This is a genomic window from Pectobacterium araliae (assembly GCF_037076465.1).
In the GTDB taxonomy this organism is placed as follows: domain Bacteria; phylum Pseudomonadota; class Gammaproteobacteria; order Enterobacterales; family Enterobacteriaceae; genus Pectobacterium; species Pectobacterium araliae.
Genome location: NZ_AP028908.1, coordinates 2,659,796 through 2,680,517 on the forward strand (window position 1 = coordinate 2,659,796; position 20,722 = coordinate 2,680,517).

At 52.9% G+C, this 20,722-nt stretch carries 16 protein-coding genes and 1 other RNA gene; 10 read left to right on the top strand and 7 right to left on the bottom strand.

The features are described 5' to 3' along the window. Positions 1-78 precede the first annotated feature (78 nt). Complete coding sequence (sufB, locus tag AACH44_RS12000; protein ID WP_261848407.1) at positions 79-1,584, bottom strand: Fe-S cluster assembly protein SufB; 1,506 nt, start codon at positions 1,582-1,584, stop codon at positions 79-81. 13 nt (positions 1,585-1,597) lie between these two features. Continuing rightward, on the bottom strand, positions 1,598-1,969 hold the full coding sequence (sufA, locus tag AACH44_RS12005) for a Fe-S cluster assembly scaffold SufA (protein WP_005970398.1): 372 nt from the start codon (positions 1,967-1,969) through the stop codon (positions 1,598-1,600). 426 nt (positions 1,970-2,395) lie between these two features. On the opposite strand from sufA, the gene AACH44_RS12010 reads away from it, so the two are divergent. Further along, positions 2,396-2,797, top strand: a complete 402-nt coding sequence (locus AACH44_RS12010) for a hypothetical protein (protein WP_261848408.1) — start codon at positions 2,396-2,398, stop codon at positions 2,795-2,797. Between the two features lie 58 nt (positions 2,798-2,855). Here the strand turns inward: AACH44_RS12010 and menI are convergent, their stop codons facing one another. Further along, positions 2,856-3,272, bottom strand: coding sequence for a 1,4-dihydroxy-2-naphthoyl-CoA hydrolase (gene menI, locus AACH44_RS12015; protein WP_261848409.1), 417 nt, complete (start codon positions 3,270-3,272; stop codon positions 2,856-2,858). Further along, positions 3,272-6,325, bottom strand: a complete 3,054-nt coding sequence (ydiJ, locus tag AACH44_RS12020) for a D-2-hydroxyglutarate dehydrogenase YdiJ (protein WP_338659249.1) — start codon at positions 6,323-6,325, stop codon at positions 3,272-3,274. The genes menI and ydiJ overlap by 1 nt, the downstream gene beginning before the upstream one ends. A 286-nt stretch (positions 6,326-6,611) precedes the next feature. Here ydiJ and ydiK point away from each other — a divergent pair, with 286 nt between their 5' ends. The 3 genes from ydiK (at position 6,612) to apbE (ending at position 9,261) form a co-directional block, all read left to right on the top strand. Continuing rightward, on the top strand, positions 6,612-7,730 hold the full coding sequence (gene ydiK, locus AACH44_RS12025) for an AI-2E family transporter YdiK (RefSeq protein ID WP_338659250.1): 1,119 nt from the start codon (positions 6,612-6,614) through the stop codon (positions 7,728-7,730). A gap of 282 nt (positions 7,731-8,012) precedes the next feature. Next, positions 8,013-8,124, top strand: an RNA gene (gene rprA / locus AACH44_RS12030) — antisense sRNA RprA. 90 nt (positions 8,125-8,214) lie between these two features. After that, positions 8,215-9,261: an FAD:protein FMN transferase ApbE gene (gene apbE / locus AACH44_RS12035; RefSeq protein WP_261848412.1), complete on the top strand. Its 1,047-nt coding sequence runs from the start codon at positions 8,215-8,217 to the stop codon at positions 9,259-9,261. A 172-nt stretch (positions 9,262-9,433) separates the two neighbouring features. Here apbE and ppsA read toward each other — a convergent pair whose 3' ends face one another. After that, positions 9,434-11,812: a phosphoenolpyruvate synthase gene (gene ppsA / locus AACH44_RS12040; protein WP_338659251.1), complete on the bottom strand. Its 2,379-nt coding sequence runs from the start codon at positions 11,810-11,812 to the stop codon at positions 9,434-9,436. A gap of 299 nt (positions 11,813-12,111) precedes the next feature. Between ppsA and ppsR the strand changes: the two genes are divergently transcribed. From ppsR to AACH44_RS12070, 6 genes are all read left to right on the top strand, one after another. After that, a complete protein-coding gene (gene ppsR, locus AACH44_RS12045; protein ID WP_014700375.1) occupies positions 12,112-12,933 on the top strand; it encodes a posphoenolpyruvate synthetase regulatory kinase/phosphorylase PpsR in 822 nt (273 codons plus the stop codon). Between the two features lie 192 nt (positions 12,934-13,125). Then, positions 13,126-14,172, top strand: a complete 1,047-nt coding sequence (locus AACH44_RS12050) for a 3-deoxy-7-phosphoheptulonate synthase (protein ID WP_338659252.1) — start codon at positions 13,126-13,128, stop codon at positions 14,170-14,172. A 215-nt stretch (positions 14,173-14,387) separates the two neighbouring features. Further along, positions 14,388-15,440, top strand: coding sequence for a hemin-degrading factor (locus tag AACH44_RS12055; RefSeq protein ID WP_338659253.1), 1,053 nt, complete (start codon positions 14,388-14,390; stop codon positions 15,438-15,440). Continuing rightward, positions 15,437-16,255: a heme/hemin ABC transporter substrate-binding protein gene (locus AACH44_RS12060; RefSeq protein ID WP_261848416.1), complete on the top strand. Its 819-nt coding sequence runs from the start codon at positions 15,437-15,439 to the stop codon at positions 16,253-16,255. Before AACH44_RS12055 ends, AACH44_RS12060 begins: the two co-directional genes overlap by 4 nt. Further along, complete coding sequence (locus AACH44_RS12065; RefSeq protein WP_261848417.1) at positions 16,252-17,256, top strand: FecCD family ABC transporter permease; 1,005 nt, start codon at positions 16,252-16,254, stop codon at positions 17,254-17,256. Before AACH44_RS12060 ends, AACH44_RS12065 begins: the two co-directional genes overlap by 4 nt. Further along, entirely contained in the window at positions 17,249-18,046 is a 798-nt protein-coding gene (locus AACH44_RS12070) for a heme ABC transporter ATP-binding protein (protein ID WP_211024134.1), read from the top strand. The genes AACH44_RS12065 and AACH44_RS12070 overlap by 8 nt, the downstream gene beginning before the upstream one ends. 21 nt (positions 18,047-18,067) lie before the next feature. On the opposite strand, the gene AACH44_RS12075 is transcribed toward AACH44_RS12070, so the two are convergent. Both AACH44_RS12075 and AACH44_RS12080 read right to left on the bottom strand, forming a co-directional pair. Next, positions 18,068-19,519, bottom strand: coding sequence for a protein adenylyltransferase SelO (locus AACH44_RS12075; protein WP_261848418.1), 1,452 nt, complete (start codon positions 19,517-19,519; stop codon positions 18,068-18,070). 176 nt (positions 19,520-19,695) lie between these two features. Further along, positions 19,696-20,712, bottom strand: a complete 1,017-nt coding sequence (locus tag AACH44_RS12080; RefSeq protein ID WP_261848419.1) for a lipoate--protein ligase A — start codon at positions 20,710-20,712, stop codon at positions 19,696-19,698. Positions 20,713-20,722: the final 10 nt, after the last annotated feature.

Below are 20,722 nucleotides of genomic sequence, written 5' to 3' on the forward strand. Positions count from 1 at the left end.
CAATGTGACGGGCGTTCAATGAATTCCGGGACCGATGATTCTCATTATTAGTCTGTGAAAATCCCGGTAACCGCCGAATTAACCCACGCTGTGTTCCAGGCTAATCGCCAGTAACTTTTGTGCTTCCACCGCGAATTCCAGCGGTAACTCAGAGAAAACGTCCTTACAGAAACCGTTCACGATCATTGAGATAGCGTCATCTTCGCTGATACCGCGTTGCAGACAGTAGAACAGTTGGTCATCGCCGATTTTCGACGTGGTCGCTTCATGCTCCAGTTGTGCCGTATTGTTGCGCACTTCTACATACGGGAACGTGTGCGCACCGCATTCGCTGCCGATCAGCATCGAGTCACACTGGGTAAAGTTACGGGCATTCGCCGCACTCGGCATGATCTTCACCAGACCACGGTAGGTGTTCTCACTGCGCCCAGCGGAAATCCCTTTGGAGATGATGGTCGAACGGGTGTTTTTACCGATGTGAATCATCTTGGTGCCGGTATCCGCCTGCTGACGACCGTTGGTCAACGCAACAGAGAAGAATTCGCCAACGGAGTAGTCACCGCGCAGAATAACGCTTGGGTATTTCCAGGTGATCGCTGAACCCGTTTCCGATTGCGTCCATGACATTTTTGAATGCTCACCCGCACACAGCGCACGCTTGGTCACAAAGTTCAGAATCCCGCCTTCGGCGTCATCCTTACCGGAGAACCAGTTTTGCACCGTGGAGTATTTCACTTCGGCATTCTTGTTGATGATCACTTCTACTACCGCAGCGTGCAGCTGGTAGGTGTCACGAACCGGCGCGGAGCAGCCTTCAATATAGCTAACGTAGCTGTCGTCATCGGCGATCAAGATCGTGCGCTCGAACTGACCGGTTTTTGCCGCATTGATACGGAAATACGTTGACAGCTCCATCGGGCAGCGCACGCCTTTCGGGATGTACACAAACGTGCCGTCAGAAGCAACCGCCGAATTCAGCGCCGCAAAGAAGTTGTCGTTCGCTGGTACAACCGTGCCGAGATACTGGCGCACCAGATCGGGATGTTCCTGAATCGCCTCACTGAATGAGCAGAAAATAATGCCTTTTTCAGCCAGCTCATGTCGATACGTGGTCGCCACGGATACCGAGTCGAAAATGGCATCGACTGCGACTTTCTGGCCTTCACGGACAGGAACGCCCAACTGATTGAAGGCATTCTCCACTTCGCTGGTCAGGTAATTATTCACGTCCGTAATCCCAGATTGCTGCTTGGCGCCGGGCTCTGAGCCGCAGCTGTCATCGCAGTTACCGCAGGAAGGCGCGGAATAATAGCTATAGTCCTGATAATCGAGTTTCTCGTAATGGGCTTTTAGCCAATGCGGTTCTTCCATCTCCAGCCACGCTTTGTAAGCGTTAAGACGGAATTCCAGCATCCACTCAGGTTCATTACGCTTCGCCGAGATCGCCCGGACGACATCTTCATTGATGCCGTGCGCTAGTTCATCGGTTTCCAATTGCGTGAAGAAACCTTCTTTATATTTATAGCGTCCATCACCCATCCAGATCTGGACATCATCAGGTACATCTACCGTGCTACGTGCCATAATTTTTCATCACTTAAATGCCAAAGCTTTCGCCACATCCACAAGCATGCTGCGCTCTGGGATTATTAAACTTGAATATCTGATTCAGCCCTTCACGGACGAAATCAAGTTCTGTGCCGTCAATGAAAGGCATCGCTTTCAGTGGGACATACAGTTTTGCGCCATCGCGTTCGAAGACCAAATCGTCGGTTTCGAACTCCTGTACCAGATCCAGCACGTAGCCAAACCCCGCACAGCCTGATTGTTTAACGCCGAGCCGCAGTCCTTGCACCGCTTCATCCTGTTTCATCAGATTCTTAATCTGCTTCACGGCGCTATCGGTCAGCGTCAGTCCTTGCCAGACATTTTCATCCAGTGAAAACGTCCCTACATTTTCCGCTTGCATATGGAATACCTCATTGCGTGTGGTACCAGTTTTAGGCTGGTTTCCCCTAATGTTAGTGATAATGAAACTAGCTTCAACCTCTTGTTTTGCAGGGCTATTCGTAACATTTGGTTTTTTAGCCTGCCAAGCGTGCTATTTCTCATGTTTTAAATGCCCCAAATGGCACAGCAAAAAATCGATTAATACATTGATAATTAATGAATTAATGCCATCTTACTTAGCCCTCGAGGTCAGATAAAAATCATCATCTCGTTATCATTATTATAACATTTATCGGTGATACCTATTTATAAAACAGGGAAGGTATATGAAGATTTATGTGATTTCCGATCGTACTTTTGGCGTTAAAGCACGTTTTGCCCATTGATCATGGCCTTTTTTATCAATATGATAATGATTATCATTTAATATTCAGGATCGATAACCATGCTTTCCGTGACTGCCTGGCTGCACCACCAGATTGACGAATATAAATTTCAGATTCGCGATGCCACTGTTGATTTCTATATGGCGGAAGCTCGTCTGAACCGTCCGGGAAGCAATATTGATCATTTGCGTCGCTTTCATAACGCCTGCATGGATATGGTTGAGCTCTGTCTAAGAAATGGCGATGACGACAGTTATCTGCACGCGCTGGTCAAATTGCACAATCGGTTGATTAAAGAGATCAATAATGAAGGGCGCTGCCACCTCTTTCGCGTGCAAAGTTACTACTTTGCCCGTAACACGCTAAAGTCGATTTGCCATCAGTTAAGCATGCAAGGCTCATGGGATAAAGCGACCGCTTTTCAAACGGACTTCGTTAAGCGCGTACCTTTTTTGCCCTAAAAAAACGCTCTTCACAGAACAACGGAACCAGTCAGCAGTCTGGTTCCGTGTTTCATGTTTACGGCGTAATCACCGATGTCGTCAAACGCGAAATGCAGCACAGGCGCTGTTGATTATCAAAAATCTCAATCTGCCACACCTGGCTCCGGCGACCAACGTGAAGTGCACGACACACCCCCCGGACTTCCCCTTCGCGCACGGCACGCAGGTGGTTGGCATTGATTTCCAACCCCACCACTTGCTGATCGCCTTCGGAACATAAATAGCCCGCGACAGACCCCAGCGATTCGGCCAGTACAACAGACGCACCACCGTGCAGTAAACCAAACGGCTGACGTGTACGTGAATCCACTGGCATCACCGCTTCCAGAGAGTCATCCGCAAGATGGGTATAGCGAATACCGACATGGCCAACCATGCACGCTTGACTCTGTTGATTAAGCTGCTCCAGCGTAACCTGTCGTTTCCACAGCATCAGAGGATCTCCAATAGAGCCTGTAACGGATGGCGCAACGCGCTGCCTTCCATGCGCTTCACCTGACTGCGGCATGAATAGCCGGTGGTCAGACAGCGTTTCTGCGGTAGTTTCTGCAATACTTGCTGCCAGGACAGCGCATAAATTCCCTGCGATTTGGCGAGGTTTTTGGTTTCATGGCCGTAGGTTCCCGCCATGCCGCAGCATCCGACGCTGACATTCTCCAGTTTGGCACCAAAGCGCGAGAAAATGTCGGACCACTGTTTCGTGCTGATCGGCAGTGCCGTGGTTTCCGTGCAGTGCCCCAGCAGATACCAGGATTCGCCGGTAGCAGGCTGCGGTGTGCTGTCTGCCAAAGCCGTCACCAGCCATTCATGTACCAACTGCACCTGAAAATCGCCACGTTTCTCACCCAGAATTTCACGGTATTCGTCGCGATAGCACAGCACCAGCGCCGGATCGACCCCCACCATCGGCATCCCCAATTTGGCAACGCGATTCAGGAAATCTGCCGTCTTCGAGGCCGTTTTGGCAAAACGTTGCAAGAAACCTTTAATATGCTGCGCCTTCCCGTTCGGTGAGAACGGGAGCAGCACCGGTTTCAGCTTCAGCTTTTCGATCAAGTGGACGAAATCTGCCACCACCTGCGCATCGTAATAGCTGGTGAACGGGTCTTGTACGATTAACACATACTGCTGACGCGCCTGCTCCGGTAGCTGTTCCAACTGTTCCAGCGTGGTGTTAACTCCGCTATGCCCAGCAAACTGCTGGCGCAGTGACGGCGATGACAGCAAGGGCAAATCGACCATACCAATCTGGCTGCGACTCAGGTTATTCAGCAACGGCATTTTCAGGAAGAAGTTAAACGTCTTCGGGCTGCGCGCCATCAGCGGCGCGTAGCTTTCAACACCGGCGACCAAATAGTCACGAACCGGACGCAGGTAACGTGTGTGATAAAGTTGCAGGAAGCGGGAGCGGAATCCCGGCACATCGATCTTGATAGGACACTGCGTTGAACAGGCTTTACACGCCAGACAACCCGACATCGCCTCTTTGACTTCGTGCGAGAAATCGTAATCCCCTTGCTTCGCCTGCCAGGTATTGCGGGTTTTCTGAATAAAGGCGCGCAGGCTCAGCTTCTGCTGGGGTAAGGCATTCTCCAGCGCCACCGGGTCGACACCTTGCTCGGCCAGCAGGCGTAACCATTCACGTACCAGCGTCGCACGGCCTTTCGGTGAATGAATACGATTTCCGCTGATTTTCATCGACGGACACATGGGGCTGCGCGCATCAAAGTTAAAGCACAGCCCATTGCCGTTACATTCCATCGCACCACGGAACGCGGTACGCACCGTCAACGGGATCGTGCGGTCAAATGTGCCGCGTTTAACCGCATCGACTTTCATCATCGGCGCATCAACATCCAACGGCGCGCAAATCTTTCCGGGATTAAGCCGGTTATCAGGGTCGAACACCGCTTTGATACGGCGCAGTTCGGTATACAGTTCCGGTCCAAAAAATTCAGGGCTGTATTCGGCGCGGAATCCTTTACCGTGTTCGCCCCACAGCAGACCACCATATTTGGCCGTCAGCGCGACAATCTGGTCGGAAAGCTGTTTCATCAGCATTTCCTGCTGCGGGTCGCACATATCCAGCGCCGGGCGAACATGCAGCACCCCTGCATCCACATGGCCAAACATACCGTACGTCAGATTGTGGCTGTCCAGTAGCGCGCGGAACTCTTCGATGTAATCTGCCAGATGTTGTGGCGGCACGCAGGTATCTTCCGCAAACGGGATAGGTTTGGCCTGCCCTTTACTGTTGCCCAGTAGCCCGACGGCTTTCTTACGCATCGCGTAAATACGTTCGATTCCGGCCAGGTCGCTACAGGTTTGATAGCCAATCACCCCCCCCTCTCCGGTCGCCAGCAGCGTGTCCAGCCGCTGACAGAGCGCGTCAACCTGCCCATTAATCAGCGTTTCATCATCACCCGCGAATTCAACGATATTCAGGCCGAGCATTTCCTGATTAGGCACATCGGTAATCAGTTCACTGACGGAATGCCAGACGATATCTTCACGGGCCAGGTTTAAGACTTTGGAATCTACCGTTTCGACGGATAGCGCCTTTGCTTCCACCATGAACGGCGCATTGCGCAACGCTGAGTTGAAGGAATCATATTTGATATTCACCAAACGGCGACTCTTCGGCAACGGCGTGATATCGAGCTTCGCTTCGGTGATAAATGCCAGCGTCCCTTCGGCCCCGGTCAGAATGCGCGTCAGGTCAAAGGTACGTAGATCGTCGCTGAATACATGACGCAGGTCATAGCCAGTCAGGAAGCGGTTCAGCTTAGGGAATTTGTCGATAATCAACGCACGCTGTTCACGGCAGCGGTGCAGCACCGTATGGTAAATACGGCCGACAGCAGAATCTTCTTCAGCCAGTTGCTCCGCCAGATCTATCGGCATCGCTTGGGTATCCAGCATTTCGCCGCCCAGCAGTACTGCACGCAACCCCAGCACATGGTCTGAGGTTTTACCGTACGCCAGAGAACCTTGCCCTGATGCATCGGTATTGATCATACCGCCCAGCGTCGCCCGGTTACTGGTCGACAGTTCAGGTGCGAAGAAATAACCATAAGGTTTCAAGTACTGGTTGAGTTGATCTTTAATGACACCAGCTTCAACACGTACCCAGCCCTGCTCAGGGTTGATTTCTAAAATGCGGTTCATATAACGCGACATATCGACGACGATGCCGCGATTCAGCGCCTGCCCGTTCGTTCCTGTCCCGCCGCCGCGCGGGGTAAAGGTCAACCCTGAAAAACGCGCCTCACCTGCCAGTCGCGACAAGATCGCCACATCGGCAGTTGAACGGGGGAAGACCACCGCATCCGGCAAAAGCTGATAGATGCTGTTATCCGTTGCCATCGTCAGACGATCGGCGTAATTAGTCGCCGTATCGCCCGTGAATCCATTTTTCTTCAATGCTTCCAGAAAATTAAGCACCGGCTGCACTAGCCCGGGAGATTGCGTGATCTGTGGGATCATTATTTTTTGACCCTGTCCGTACATGATGTGTTTGCCAATATGTCGTGATATGCCTGGTATAGCCGCCCTTTCATCGGGGACATCACGTTTTATCACATTTCGCAATCGTGTGCGCTCCCAGAACGGCAAAAACATACAGCATGTTGGCTAACCGCGGTTTCGCCAACAAAATGTTCAACGGACTGTCAAAACACCCTGAAATATCTCATGATGACGTAGTGACTATGCCATGCCGCCTAAACTGCCCCACCTTCAGCCTTTTCTTTTGCTATTGAGGAACGATTCGTTGAGCAAATATTCTCAGCCACCACGATTTGATCTGGCCAGAAACCTGTTCAGTCTGGTGTTTATTACCATCATGATTATTGCCTGCTTTTGGGTGGTACAACCTTTTATTCTGGGATTTGCCTGGGCATGTATGGTGGTGATTGCCACCTGGCCGATGCTGATCAAATTTCAAGCGCTACTCTGGGGGCGACGCTCTCTGGCGGTGCTTGTCATGACGCTGCTACTCATCTTGCTATTTATTGTGCCGATTGCCGTTCTCGTCAGTAGCGTGGTGGATAATAGCTCGGCACTAATGAGCTGGGGAGCCAGGCAGGAAAACTTTTCGCCACCGACGCTGGAGTGGCTGACATCCATTCCTTTAGTGGGAGAGAAGTTATTCAACAGTTGGCAGACGCTGTTGCAAAGCGGCGGCAGCGGTTTGTTCGCCAAGGTGCAACCTTATTTTGGTAAAACCGCGACCTGGCTGGTGGCACAGGCTGCGCATATCGGCCGTTTTCTGATGCACTGCTCTCTGATGCTGATCTTCAGCGCCCTGCTCTATTACAAGGGTGAAGCCGTTGCGAAGGCTGTGCGACATTTCGCTATTCGGCTGGGACAAGAGCGCGGCGATGCCGCGGTGATCCTGGCAGCACAGTCAATTCGTGCCGTCGCACTGGGCGTGGTGGTAACGGCCATCGTGCAATCGGTGTTAGGCGGAGTCGGTCTGGGGCTATCCGGGCTCCCTTACACCACACTATTAACCGTTCTGATGTTTCTGTGTTGTCTGGCGCAGTTGGGGCCACTTCTGGTATTGATTCCTGCAATTATCTGGCTGTATTGGACGGGTGATACCACCTGTGGCACCATCCTGCTGGTATGGAGCTGTTTCGTTGGCACCATTGATAACATTATTCGCCCAGTATTAATCAGAATGGGGGCCGATCTTCCTATGTTGCTGATTCTTTCAGGCGTGATTGGCGGGTTGTTGGCCTTTGGCATGATTGGGATATTTATTGGTCCAGTCGTCCTCGCCGTTTCCTACCGTCTGTTGTTTGCCTGGATGCGCGAAATCCCCGAACCACAGGGAATCCTCTCCGTTAACACCATCAGTACATCGAATAAAGAGTCATCGCAGTAAGCACCGTATTTTCATCCCGTGGGTGGTGCTTACCACCCACCTGTTCCTCACGTTCAATCCTGCTTCGTCGTCGTCACGCCTTTATATCTTGTCCAATAGGTAAAAATAGCTAATGATTACCCCTCTATTCTTAGGGATTAATCCTAAAAATTTTGATATCATTCCTCTAATGCACCAGTATTATTGACAATGTAAAAACACTGAGAGGTCGATTCTTAAAAGATGATTAACTATTAGGATGATTCTTAATGACGAAATAAGGCATTATCCATAGGATAAATACCGGAGCTAGCATTAACCTACTGTTTGTCAATAAGGTTTCCTCCTCGTCAGAGCTAGTAACGAATTGCTGTGTGTAGTCTTTGCCCATCCCCTGAGATGGGCTTTTTTTTCCTTTCATTTATCTACCATTCCATTGCGCCTTATCCCTTTTTTGTTACTCTCCTGTCAGCAAACCCTCAGTTCCATTTTTCAGGAGTTTTTCATGATGCCTCTCGCCGCGAAGAGATTATTACTCTGTGGCTTATTCAGCCTTCTGGCAGCCTGCGATAATTCAACACCGACAGCAGAGCGTCCTTTATTAACCATTGAAGGTAAAACGATGGGGACGTTCTACAGCGTAAAAATTAGTGGCACTGTCAGCGAAGATAAGACACAACTGCAACGGGAAATTGATGCGCTGCTGGAGCAGGCTAATAACGAGATTTCCACCTACCGTAATGATTCCGTGCTGTCGCGTTTTAATCAGCACCGAGGGATGGATCTCCATCCCATCAGCAATGGCATGGCTGATATCATTCTGACCGCATTCCGTATCGGTAACGCCACGCACGGTGCAATGGACATCACCGTCGGCCCACTGGTTAACCTCTGGGGATTCGGCCCGCAGAAGCAGCCCACGCGAATTCCCAGCCAACAGCAGATCGATGTAGCACGGGAAAATATCGGGCTTAATCATCTGCACCTGCTCAGTACAGAACGAGGGGAATGGATTCAGAAAGATCTCCCGGATTTGTATATCGATCTCTCCACGCTGGGTGAAGGGTACGGTGCAGACATTCTCGCACAGCTTATGATGCGTAAAGGGATCACCAATTATCTGGTTTCTGTCGGCGGCGCAATTTCCAGCCGAGGGGTAAACGCAGAGGGAACACCGTGGCGCGTGGCGATCCAAAAGCCAACCGATCAGGAAAATGCAGCACAGGCGGCAGTGAATTTGCAGGGTTATGCGATCAGTACCTCCGGCAGCTATCGGAATTACTTTGAGGAAGACAGCAAGCGCTATTCTCACGTTATCGATCCCGAAACAGGAAGGCCGATTACTCATCAGCTGGTTTCTGCGACCGTGATTGCGCCAACCGCGCTGGAAGCCGATGGCTGGGATACGGGTTTAATGGTGTTGGGAACGGAGAAGGCGTTGAAGCTGGCGGAACAGCAGGGGTTGGCGGTTTATCTGATTACCAAAACGGATAAGGGCTTTAGCGCAGTGATGACGCCACAGTTCAAATCCTTCCTGATTGCGGCACAGTAAGAAACCCCAAGGCCAACGGCAGCCCCATCGTGATAAGAGCGAGATACACGGGGCGACCACGGAGTGAGGTATCCCTGCGGGAACCTCACTCCGTGTTTCCCCTAAAATCTGACATCGCTGGCGACCGTGACCGCTCGCTAACTACCGAGCGTCATGGCATCCACAGTACGGATTACTTGTGCTCAGCCAGATTCAGCCAGGTTTGCACCACGGTATCTGGGTTAAGCGACAGGCTATCGATGCCCTGCTCCATCAGCCAGATCGCAAAATCCTCGTGATCTGACGGGCCTTGACCGCAAATACCGACGTATTTACCCTGTTTCTTAGCCGCTTTAATCGCCATCGACAGCAGCGCCTTCACCGCATCGTTGCGTTCATCAAACAGTGACGATACCACGCCAGAGTCACGATCCAGACCCAGCGCTAACTGCGTCATGTCGTTTGAACCGATGGAGAAACCATCAAAGTGTTGCAGGAATTCATCGGCCAACAGCGCATTGGACGGAATCTCGCACATCATGATAATTTTCAGGCCGTCTTCGCCACGGCGCAGACCCTGACTTGCCAGCTCGGCAATCACCGCTTCCGCTTGCGCCACGGTACGAACAAACGGGATCATGATCTCGACGTTCTTCAGCCCCATCACGTTGCGCACGCGTTTGACCGCTTCACACTCCAGTGCAAAACAGGCTTTGAAGTCTGGCGATACGTAGCGGCCAGCACCGCGGAAGCCCAGCATCGGGTTTTCTTCCTCCGGCTCATAGCGCTCGCCGCCGACCAGATTGGCGTATTCGTTCGATTTAAAATCTGACAAACGGACGATGACACGCTTCGGCGAGAATGCCGCTGCCAGCGTCGCGATCCCTTCCACCAGACGACCTACGTAGAATTCCACCGGATCGTCATAACCCTGCATCAGCGCTTTAATTTCGCGTTGCAGTTCAGGAGTTTGCTGATCGAATTCCAGCAGCGCACGCGGGTGCACGCCAATCATGCGGTTGATGATGAATTCCAGACGCGCCAGACCGACGCCATCGTTTGGCAAGCAGGCGAAATCAAACGCGCGGTCGGGGTTACCCACGTTCATCATGATTTTCAGCGGCAATGCAGGCATTTCATCAATTTGTGAACTCTTCACAGAGAAGTCCAACAGATCCTGATACACATAACCGGTGTCGCCTTCCGCACAGGAGACCGTCACTTTCTGCCCTTTGCGCAAACGTTCGGTCGCATCGCCACAGCCCACGACAGCTGGGATGCCCAGCTCGCGTGCGATAATCGCCGCGTGACAGGTACGTCCGCCGCGATTGGTCACAATCGCCGCCGCTTTCTTCATGATCGGTTCCCAGTCTGGGTCGGTCATGTCCGTCACCAGCACGTCGCCCGCGTTGATCAGGTGCATCTCGCTGATGTCCTGAATCACTTTGACTTCACCCGCGCCGATACGGTGGCCGATCGCACGACCTTCTACCAGCACCGTGCCGCTCGCTGGCAGGTGATAACGCTCCATAACCTGACCGTTGGAGCGTACCGTTTCTGGACGTGCCTGCACGATATAGAGTTTGCCGGTGTGGCCATCTTTCGCCCACTCGATGTCCATCGGGCGCCCATAGTGTTTCTCAATCAGCAGTGCCTGACGCGCCAGCGCCTGCACTTCATCATCCGTCAGGCTAAAACGCGCCGTTTGTTCTGATGGCACATCTTCAATCCGTACCTGCTTGCCATGTTCATGACTCGCGGCATACACCATACGGATTTTTTTCGATCCCATGTTACGGCGCACGATAGCAGGCTTGTTGTTCTGTAAGGTCGGCTTATGAACATAGAATTCGTCGGGGTTCACCGCCCCTTGCACCACCATTTCACCCAAACCGTAAGCCGAGGTGATGAATACCACCTGATCAAAACCGGATTCGGTATCGATGGTGAACATCACGCCTGCGGAAGCCAGATCGGAACGCACCATACGCTGTACACCCGCCGACAGCGCCACACCACGGTGGTCATACCCCTGATGTACGCGATAGGAGATCGCGCGATCGTTAAACAGCGACGCAAATACGTGTTTCACCGCGACCATTACCGCGTCAATACCCTGCACGTTCAGGAAGGTTTCCTGCTGGCCTGCAAAGGACGCATCCGGCATATCTTCCGCCGTGGCAGAAGAACGCACCGCAAATGACGCCTCTTTTTCACCATCAGCCAGTTGCTGATAGGCATCACTGATTGCCTTCTCCAGCGCTGGCTGGAACGGCGTATCAATAATCCATTGGCGAATCTGCGCGCCCGCGCTGGCCAACTGGCTCAGGTCGTCAATATCGGTGCGATCGAGCAGCTCATAAATGCGCTGGTTGATCCCGCTTTGATTAAGAAAATCATTAAACGCCTGCGCCGTTGTCGCAAAACCGTTGGGAACGGCTACGCCCAAATCTGAAAGGTTGGTGATCATTTCACCCAAAGAGGCATTTTTGCCCCCTACCCTTTCAACATCGTGCATACCGAGCTGGTTATACCAAAGGACATTACGCAAATCAGGGCCGTTATTGGACATCGAAAATAATCCTTTCTGCATACAATTAGGGTATGAAAGAGTTCGGTTGAGAATCGCCTCAACGCAATCAGGTTAGCATAGCGTTTTGATGAACATGGACAGGTGAATCGATCAACCTATGAAAAAAAACTGATTTCATGGCGAATGATTGCCTAATGCGGTAAAAATCCAATATCGTAGAAGATTAGTATTCTTTATCATAAAGATAATGAAATGGCGTTTTAATAAAAGTATTCACAAAACACAATTTTTGACGAGATTAACGTGTTGAACTGTCGGAAATATCATCAGGAGGTTATGTGGAAAGAAGCGTATTTTATGTCTCGGACGGTACGGCGATTACGGCTGAAGTATTGGGTCATGCCGTCTTATCCCAATTCCCCGTCAACACGGTTAGCTATACCTTGCCCTTCGTTGAAAGTGAAGCCCGCGCTAAAGCGGTGTGCGAACAAATCAATACGTTGTATCAGCAAACCGGTGTTCGCCCACTGGTGTTTTATTCCATCGTCACCCCCACCGTTCGTAACATTATTACCAGCAGCGACGGGTTTTGTCAGGATATTGTACAAGCGCTGGTTGCGCCCTTGCAGGAAGAATTAAATATTCCTCCGACGCCCGTTGCTAACCGCACTCACGGTTTGACTGCCAATAATCTGGGCAAATACGACGCGCGTATCGCGGCTATCGACTACACGCTGGCACACGATGACGGTATTTCGCTGCGCAATCTCGATCAGGCTCAGGTTATTTTGCTCGGCGTGTCACGCTGCGGTAAAACACCGACTAGCCTGTATCTGGCGATGCAGTTCGGTATTCGTGCCGCTAACTATCCTTTTATTGCTGATGATATGGATAACTTACGCCTGCCTGACGCGTTGAAGCCTTTCCAGCACAAGCTATTTGGGCTCACCATTGATGCCGAACGGCTGGCAGCCATTCGGGAAGAGCGCCGGGGCAATAGCCGCTATGCGTCGTTGCGCCAGTGCCGCATGGAGCTCAGCGAAGTTGAAGCGCTATTTCGCAAGCATCAGATTAAATATCTCAATACCACCAATTATTCCGTTGAGGAAATTTCCGCCAAAATTATCGATATCCTCGGCATGAGCCGAAGAATGTACTAGTACATAATGGATTCTTTGGCCTAATATGGTTGTAATGTGTGCTATTTCGTTTATTGTGTGCACCATCACTTCCCGGCATTTCGCCGCTGCGAAGCAACCCATTTAGTCGGAAACATTGCCTGAAAATACCGCCATATCCACGTTTTTTCGATGACAACCAATTTTCGGCTTGACCGTATTTAGAGACAAAACATGCTACAAACAGATGAACTGCGGAGCGCGCGCATCGAGAGTCTGGTTACGCCCCAAACGTTACTTTCCAGACTCCCAATTTCCCCTGACGTTGCCGAAAATGTGTCCTCATCACGCAAAAAAATTGAAGCGATTCTCTCCGGCCACGATCCCCGTTTACTCGTCGTGATTGGCCCGTGTTCCATCCATGACACCGACAGCGCATTAGATTATGCACGCCGTCTGGCTGCGCTACGCACGCAGTATCAGGATCGGTTGGAAATCGTCATGCGCACCTACTTTGAAAAACCGCGCACGGTCGTAGGTTGGAAAGGGCTGATTTCCGATCCTGCGCTTAATGGCACGTTTCAGGTGAATGAAGGGCTGGAGATTGCGCGCCGCCTGCTGCTAGGCGTCAACCAGCTTGGATTGCCGACCGCCACAGAATTCCTCGATATGGTCACCGGTCAATATATTGCCGACCTGATTAGCTGGGGGGCGATTGGCGCAAGAACCACCGAAAGCCAGATCCACCGCGAAATGGCCTCTGCACTGTCTTGCCCTGTCGGCTTCAAAAACGGGACAGACGGCAATACGCGTATCGCTGTCGATGCGATCCGTGCCGCGCGTGCCCAGCACATGTTTCTCTCGCCGGATAAGCAGGGTTTCATGTCCGTCTACAAAACCCAGGGCAATCCGTTTGGCCACATTATTATGCGTGGCGGGAAAAAGCCGAATTATCATGCGGAAGATATCGCCGCCGCTTGTGCGCATCTCAGCGAATTTTCTCTGCCCGAGCATCTGGTGATCGATTTCAGCCATGCTAACTGTCAGAAACAACATCGCCGTCAGCTCGACGTTGCCGATAATATTTGCCAGCAAATTCGCGCGGGTTCACGCGCCATTGCGGGCATCATGGCGGAAAGTTTCTTAATCGAAGGCAACCAGTCAGCCATTAATCCTCTGGCATTGACGTATGGGCAATCCATTACCGATCCTTGCCTGAGCTGGCAGGATACCGAAACGCTGTTGGCGCGTTTGGCAAGCGCCGTCGACAGTCGTTTTTAACACAATACGCGCTGGCACATGCCTTCTCCGGTACGGTGCCAGCCGTTTTCCTTCTTTCCAGCCACCTTTCCCGCTATCTCGCCGCGCCTAAATTCCGATCTCGATTCCCCTTATTCCACTTATTAAGAAAACTTCACTTGAGGTTGCGTTTTTGTTACATGAAAATGATTCTCATTCATTGCTATAATTTCTACGACAACGATTAAGGGAACCCGATGCAGACGTCTATTTACCAACAATACCTCCAGGCTAAAGTTGAGCATCCGCGTAAATACGCGCGTGATTTGGCAGCGCTACTCGGCATCAGCGAAGCGGAGCTGACGCACGCCCGTGTTGAACACGATGCGCAGCGCCTACAGGGTGACGCCAAAGTGTGGCTCAGTGCACTGGAGCAGGTTGGTAATACCAAGTCGATCACCCGCAACGAGTACGCCGTGCATGAACATACCGGCTACTATCAAAATCAGACGCTGGATGGACATGCCGGTCTTATCCTCAACCCGCGCGAGTTGGATCTGCGTTTGTTCCTTTCTCAATGGGCTTCCGCCTTTGCGCTGCGTGAAAATACCGCACGCGGTGAGCGCCAGAGCATTCAATTTTTCGATCATCAAGGTGATGCCATTCTGAAGGTCTACACGACCGACACCACGGACATGAACGCCTGGCAGCTATTCGTTGAGAAATTTACCAGCAGCGACAACCCCGCGTTGGCACTTCGTCCGGCAGGCAACAACGCCGCAGCCGAGCAGGTCGTTGCCCATAATCCTCAGTTTGAAGCAGACTGGCGTGCGATGACGGACGTACATGACTTCTTCATCCTGCTCAAGCGTTACAATCTGACACGTCAGCAGGCATTTAACTCGGTCGCTGACGATTTGGCCTACCGTGTAGAAAACGATGCACTGTCACAGATTCTGTTTGCCGCACGTGAAGATCAGAACGAGATCATGGTATTTGTCGGTAACCGTGGCTGTGTGCAAATCTTCACCGGGACGCTTGAGCGTGTAGAGCGTATGGAGCAGCATGCGGAATGGATTAACATCTTTAATAAAGATTTCACCCTGCATCTGATTGAAGGCGCGATCGCAGAAAGTTGGATCACGCGTAAACCGACAGCCGACGGTATTGTGACCAGCCTCGAACTCTATGCCGCAGACGGCTCTCAAATTGCACAACTCTTTGGGCAACGTACCGAAGGCACGCCGGAACAACAGCAGTGGCGCGACCAGATCGATGCCCTGAAACCGCATAAGGATCTCGCCGCATGAAAAACTGGCTATTCCCCCTGTTATTGACACTCCCGCTGGGGGTGTCTGCTGCCGAACGTATCGTTTCTATCGGCGGCGACGTCACGGAAATCATCTATGCGCTGGGCGCGGAGAAAGATTTGGTTGCGCGCGACAGCACCAGCCTGCACCCGGAAGCGGTGAAGAAACTGCCTGATGTGGGCTACATGCGCCAGCTTAACACCGAAGGTATTCTGGCAATGAAACCGTCTCTGGTGGTCGCCAGCGATTTGTCCCAACCATCACTCATCTTGCAGCAGGTGGCGGACAGCGGTACCAAAGTGATTCACGTTCCTGCACAGCCTTCGCTGGACGTGGTGCCGCAGAAAATCGGGGTCATCGCACAGGCGCTGGGCAAAGACAGCGAAGGGAAAAAACTGACGGAAACCTATCAGCAGCAGTTGGCAGCAGTCAAAACGTCACCGCTGCCGGTTAACGTGCTGTTCGTTCTCAGCCACGGCGGCATGACCGCAATGGCCGCAGGCAAAAACACCCCAGCGGACACGATTATCCGCCATACCGGGTTGAAAAATGCCATGCAGAACGTTGAACGCTACCAGCCGCTGTCGCAGGAAGGCGTGATTGCCAGCGCACCGGATCTGATTCTGATCTCCAGTCAGGGGCTGAAAACGCTGGGCGGCGACGCACAAGTCTGGAAATTACCCGGTCTGGAACTGACGCCTGCTGGCAAGAACAAGCGTCTGTTAGTGGTCGATGATATGGCAATGCTGGGCTTTACGCTCGATACCCCGACTCTCATGGCGACGCTGCGTCAGACAGCTGAAGCGATAAAATGACACCACGGTTTCACCCGCGCACGTGGTTGATCGCGCTGCTGTTACTGATGGTGGCACTGATGGTGGGTGCCGCCAACATGGGCGCGCTAACCCTATCGCTCAAGATGTTATGGCAAACGCCGCTTGACGATCCGATCTGGCATATCTGGCTGAATATCCGCGTGCCCCGCGTGCTGCTGGCGATCCTCGTCGGTGGCGCGCTGGCCTGTTCTGGCGCGATTATGCAGGGGTTATTTCGTAATCCGCTGGCCGATCCTGGTCTACTTGGGATCAGCAGCGGTGCCGCGCTCTGCGTCGCGCTGACTATCGTGCTGCCGCTCGGCCTTCCCCCTCTGCTGGCGCTTTACGGCCCGATGTTCGCCGCTTTCGCGGGTAGTCTGGCGATTACAGCGATCATTTTCATCCTCAGCCGCTCCGAACAGGGTGGATTAACCCGGCTATTACTGGCAGGTATTGCGCTCAATGCACTGTGTATCGCGCTGATCGGTGTCCTGACCTACATCAGCACCGACCAACAGCTACGCCAGTTTTCACTCTGGGGTATGGGCAGCCTCGGGCAAGCACAGTGGCCAATGCTGCTGGTTGCCAGCACGCTGACCATCCCAGCCATGATCGCGACGCTGTACTATGCACGACGTCTGAACCTGTTACAGTTAGGGGATGAAGAAGCGCATTACCTTGGCGTCAACGTGAAGCGCACCAAGCACATTCTGCTGCTGCTCAGTTCGCTGCTGGTCGGCGTGGCGGTGGCGGTAAGCGGTGTGATCGGATTCGTCGGGCTAATCATTCCGCACCTGATACGTTTGCATCTGGGTGCCGATCATCGCTGGCTCATTCCCGGTTCCATCCTCGGCGGTGCCTGTCTGCTGTTGTTCGCCGATACGCTGGCACGCACGCTGCTTGCTCCGGCAGAAATGCCCGTTGGGCTGTTAAGCAGCCTAATTGGCGGGCCGTATTTCTTATGGCTGATCGTTCAGCATAAAGGGCGGGGCAATGACTGATTCAGCGCTCGACCGGACGTTAGTCGCACGTCATCTACGCTTTCAGACCAACGGACGCTACCTGACGGATGACGTCTCTCTGGAACTGCACAGTGGGGAAATCGTCGCGATTATCGGCCCTAACGGTGCGGGGAAATCCACCCTGCTCCGTTTACTAACCGGTTATTTGACGCCAGATGAAGGCGAGTGCCTGTTAGCCGGACAGCCTTTTTCGCACTGGCAGCCCGGCGCGCTGGCAAAAACGCGCGCGGTGATGCGTCAACATAGCGGCATGGCGTTTGCGTTTAGCGTGCGGGATGTCGTTGCGATGGGGCGTTCCCCTCATGGGCGCTACCCGAAAAATGATGATGTTATTCAGCAGGTCATGGCGCAAACGGGCTGTCTGGAACTGGCTACGCGCGACTATCGTCAGCTTTCCGGCGGAGAGCAGCAGCGGGTGCAACTGGCTCGCGTGCTGGCACAGCTGTGGCATCCAGAACCGACGCCAGGTTGGTTGTTTCTCGATGAACCGACTTCGGCGTTGGATCTGTACCATCAGCAGCACCTCTTACGGCTGCTCAAGCAGCTTACACGCGAACAGCCGTTATCCGTATGCTGCGTCCTGCATGACCTGAATCTGGCCGCGCTGTATGCCGATCGCATTCTGCTGCTGCACGAAGGAAAGCTGGTCGCACAAGGCACGCCTGCGCAAGTGCTACAGGCAGACACGCTGACCCACTGGTATCGCGCCGATCTCAGCGTCGGTTCACATCCTGACTACACCATTCCGCAGGTTTATCTGCGGCAATAGCCAAGTCCCCCCTGCTCCGGTTCAACTGGAGCAGGAAATCTCCAGATGCTTGCCCCACTCTGGCGGTAACGCCGCTAAATCGCTCTTCTCCGGCTGTTCATCAAACGGTTGGCATAGCGCCTGATGCAAACGCGCCAGCACACTGATGTCATCACTTTCCGCCCGTTCAATCGCCATCTGTGCCAGATAATTACGCAGAATATATTTTGGGTTCGTCGCATTCATCAACCGACGACGTTCCTCATCGCCCTGCTCTTCCTGCATCAGCCTCTGGCGATAGGTCGCAAACCAGCTATCGAACGCAGCCCTGTCGATGAATTCATCACGAAGCGGCGAGCGTGATGCCTGCTTCTCGCTGTCTGCCAGCAGGCGGAATGTGCGGGTGTAATCGCTGCCTTCCTGCTGCATCAAGCGTAACAGCCCAACCAATACGTCATTATCTTCAGCACTCGCGGTAAATAAGCCCAGCTTAGCGCGCATCAGCGTACCGTAGTGCTGCATCAACGTCGGTTCATAGCGGGCAAGCGCGCGCTCCAGCGTTTCAGTGTCCATCAGCCCCGACAGTGCCTGCGCCAGCCGATGCAAATTCCACAGTCCCACGGCGGGTTGATTGTCGAACGCATAGCGCCCACGGTGATCGGAGTGATTACAAATGAAATCGGGCTGATAAGCATCTAAAAAGCCGTAAGGGCCATAGTCGATGGTCAGCCCTAAAATCGACATGTTGTCCGTATTCATGACGCCGTGCGCAAATCCGACCGCTTGCCAATGCGTAATCAGCCGGGCAGTCCGTTCTACCACATCACCAAACCACAACGCATAACGCCGCTCGTCGTTTTCCCACTGCGGCCAGTGGCGGGCAATCACATACTCCACCAACTGACGCACTTTTTCTGGTTCACGGCGATAGTAGAAATGCTCGAAATGACCGAAGCGTACATGGCTTTCTGCCACGCGCAGCAGCATTGCCCCTTTTTCTTCCTGCTCACGCTGCACTGGATGTTCGCTGGTAACAATCGTCAGCGCCCGCGTGGTGGGAATTCCCAGATGGTGCATCGCTTCCGAGGCCAGAAATTCACGTATTGCTGAGCGCAGCACCGCACGACCGTCGCCCATGCGCGAATACGGCGTTAGCCCCGCACCTTTGAGGTGCCAGTCCACGCTACGGCCATCCGCTAGCTGTTGTTCCCCGAGTAAGATGCCGCGCCCGTCCCCCAACTGACCGGCCCACGCGCCAAACTGATGGCCGCTATAAACCTGCGCCAGCGGTGCCATTCCCGGCAACAAACGCTCGCCGCTCCAGATGGCATCCTGTTCTGACGTAAACCAGTCAGAAGATAAGCCAAGCTCCGTAGCCAGACCTTCGCTGTGATAAAGCAGACGAGCGCCATGCAGCGGCGTCGGCTGTAGCGCGGTGTAGAACCCCGGCAGTTGGTCAAAATAGTGATTTTTGAATAACGGTGTCTGCTGCATCCTGTCTCTCTAATACCACTCTATTCAGGTGAAGAGAGCCACGCGCTCACCACACAACAATTAACGGGTAGATAGAAAGTGTAGAGGGATGGCACTGAAATTAACACGGAGGAAACACAGGGGTATTATTTTCCTTACGTTTCTTTGTCATCGATTCGTTGAGAAAGACAGGACGTCTAGCGCAAACTTTGCGCCAGCCACTCAGCCAGTTCCTGCAAGTCGTTTTGCTGTTCGGGGAAAGCCGTAATCTGTGCCTGACACGCCGCCGCCAAGGCTTCCGGGCGATACGCCGTTCCCTGCAATGTGGAAGCGAGTGCTTCTAACGGCGCGGGATTCAGGCTATCGGTATAAATCTGCGCCCGAACGATCACGCCGCGCTCCACATCGAAATGTAATTCAACGCCGCCCCAGATAAAGCGGTTATCCAGTAAATGCGAGAAATCCGGTGCCTGACCGAAATTCCATTCCCAGCTGCTTTGACGCACAAACTGTTCGCTGAATCCCGGTAGATCAGGATAGGCGGAAGGCGAGATGATTTCCGGCTCACAGTGCTCGCCGAAATAATCAAAGAAGGCCTGCGTCACCGACTGACAAATCGCCTGATGATCGACAGAAGGCAGCAATTCCATCAGATTAGCGACGCGGGAACGCACGGACGTAATCCCTTTCGCCTGTAGCTTCTTACTATCTGGGTTTAAATAATCCGCTAAACGACTGAGATCCGCGTTCAGCAGTAGCGTACCGTGATGAAAACCGCGATCTTTGGTTTCACGATAGGCGGAGCCGGATACCTTACGCACGCCATCCGCGGTTTCCACCACCAGATCGTTACGCCCCGAGGCGCTGGCTTTTAACCCAAGCGCGCTGAGTGCATCCAGAACAATCTGCGTTGAGACGCTTTTATCGTATTCCGGCTTGCCCGCCATGAAGGTAAAGCAGGTATTACCGAGATCGTGAAAGACCGCCCCGCCGCCGCTGCTGCGCCGCGCCAGCTTGATGCCATCCTCTTCCATCCGTCGGGTATTACACTCTTTCCACGGGTTCTGAGCGCGGCCAATAACCACGGTTTCCGCATTCCTCCACAAAAACAGTACCCGCTGCGTGGTGGGCATCTGGCGAAAGATGCACTCTTCAACAGCCAAATTAAACCAGGGATCGTAAGAGTCGGAGATCAATAAACGCAGAGAGGACATGAGTGGATAG

Bases quoted from the DNA above. Each gene is read 5' to 3' on its own strand.
- AACH44_RS12075 (WP_261848418.1), bottom strand. From the start codon at position 19,519: ATGCAGCAGACACCGTTATTCAAAAATCACTATTTTGACCAACTGCCG.
- AACH44_RS12055 (WP_338659253.1), top strand. From the start codon at position 14,388: ATGCAGACGTCTATTTACCAACAATACCTCCAGGCTAAAGTTGAGCAT.
- AACH44_RS12060 (WP_261848416.1), top strand. From the start codon at position 15,437: ATGAAAAACTGGCTATTCCCCCTGTTATTGACACTCCCGCTGGGGGTG.
- ydiJ (WP_338659249.1), bottom strand. From the start codon at position 6,325: ATGATCCCACAGATCACGCAATCTCCCGGGCTAGTGCAGCCGGTGCTT.
- sufB (WP_261848407.1), bottom strand. From the start codon at position 1,584: ATGGCACGTAGCACGGTAGATGTACCTGATGATGTCCAGATCTGGATG.
- AACH44_RS12070 (WP_211024134.1), top strand. From the start codon at position 17,249: ATGACTGATTCAGCGCTCGACCGGACGTTAGTCGCACGTCATCTACGC.
- sufA (WP_005970398.1), bottom strand. From the start codon at position 1,969: ATGCAAGCGGAAAATGTAGGGACGTTTTCACTGGATGAAAATGTCTGG.
- ppsA (WP_338659251.1), bottom strand. From the start codon at position 11,812: ATGTCCAATAACGGCCCTGATTTGCGTAATGTCCTTTGGTATAACCAG.
- AACH44_RS12010 (WP_261848408.1), top strand. From the start codon at position 2,396: ATGCTTTCCGTGACTGCCTGGCTGCACCACCAGATTGACGAATATAAA.
- menI (WP_261848409.1), bottom strand. From the start codon at position 3,272: ATGCTGTGGAAACGACAGGTTACGCTGGAGCAGCTTAATCAACAGAGT.
- AACH44_RS12050 (WP_338659252.1), top strand. From the start codon at position 13,126: ATGCTACAAACAGATGAACTGCGGAGCGCGCGCATCGAGAGTCTGGTT.
- AACH44_RS12065 (WP_261848417.1), top strand. From the start codon at position 16,252: ATGACACCACGGTTTCACCCGCGCACGTGGTTGATCGCGCTGCTGTTA.
- AACH44_RS12080 (WP_261848419.1), bottom strand. From the start codon at position 20,712: ATGTCCTCTCTGCGTTTATTGATCTCCGACTCTTACGATCCCTGGTTT.
- apbE (WP_261848412.1), top strand. From the start codon at position 8,215: ATGATGCCTCTCGCCGCGAAGAGATTATTACTCTGTGGCTTATTCAGC.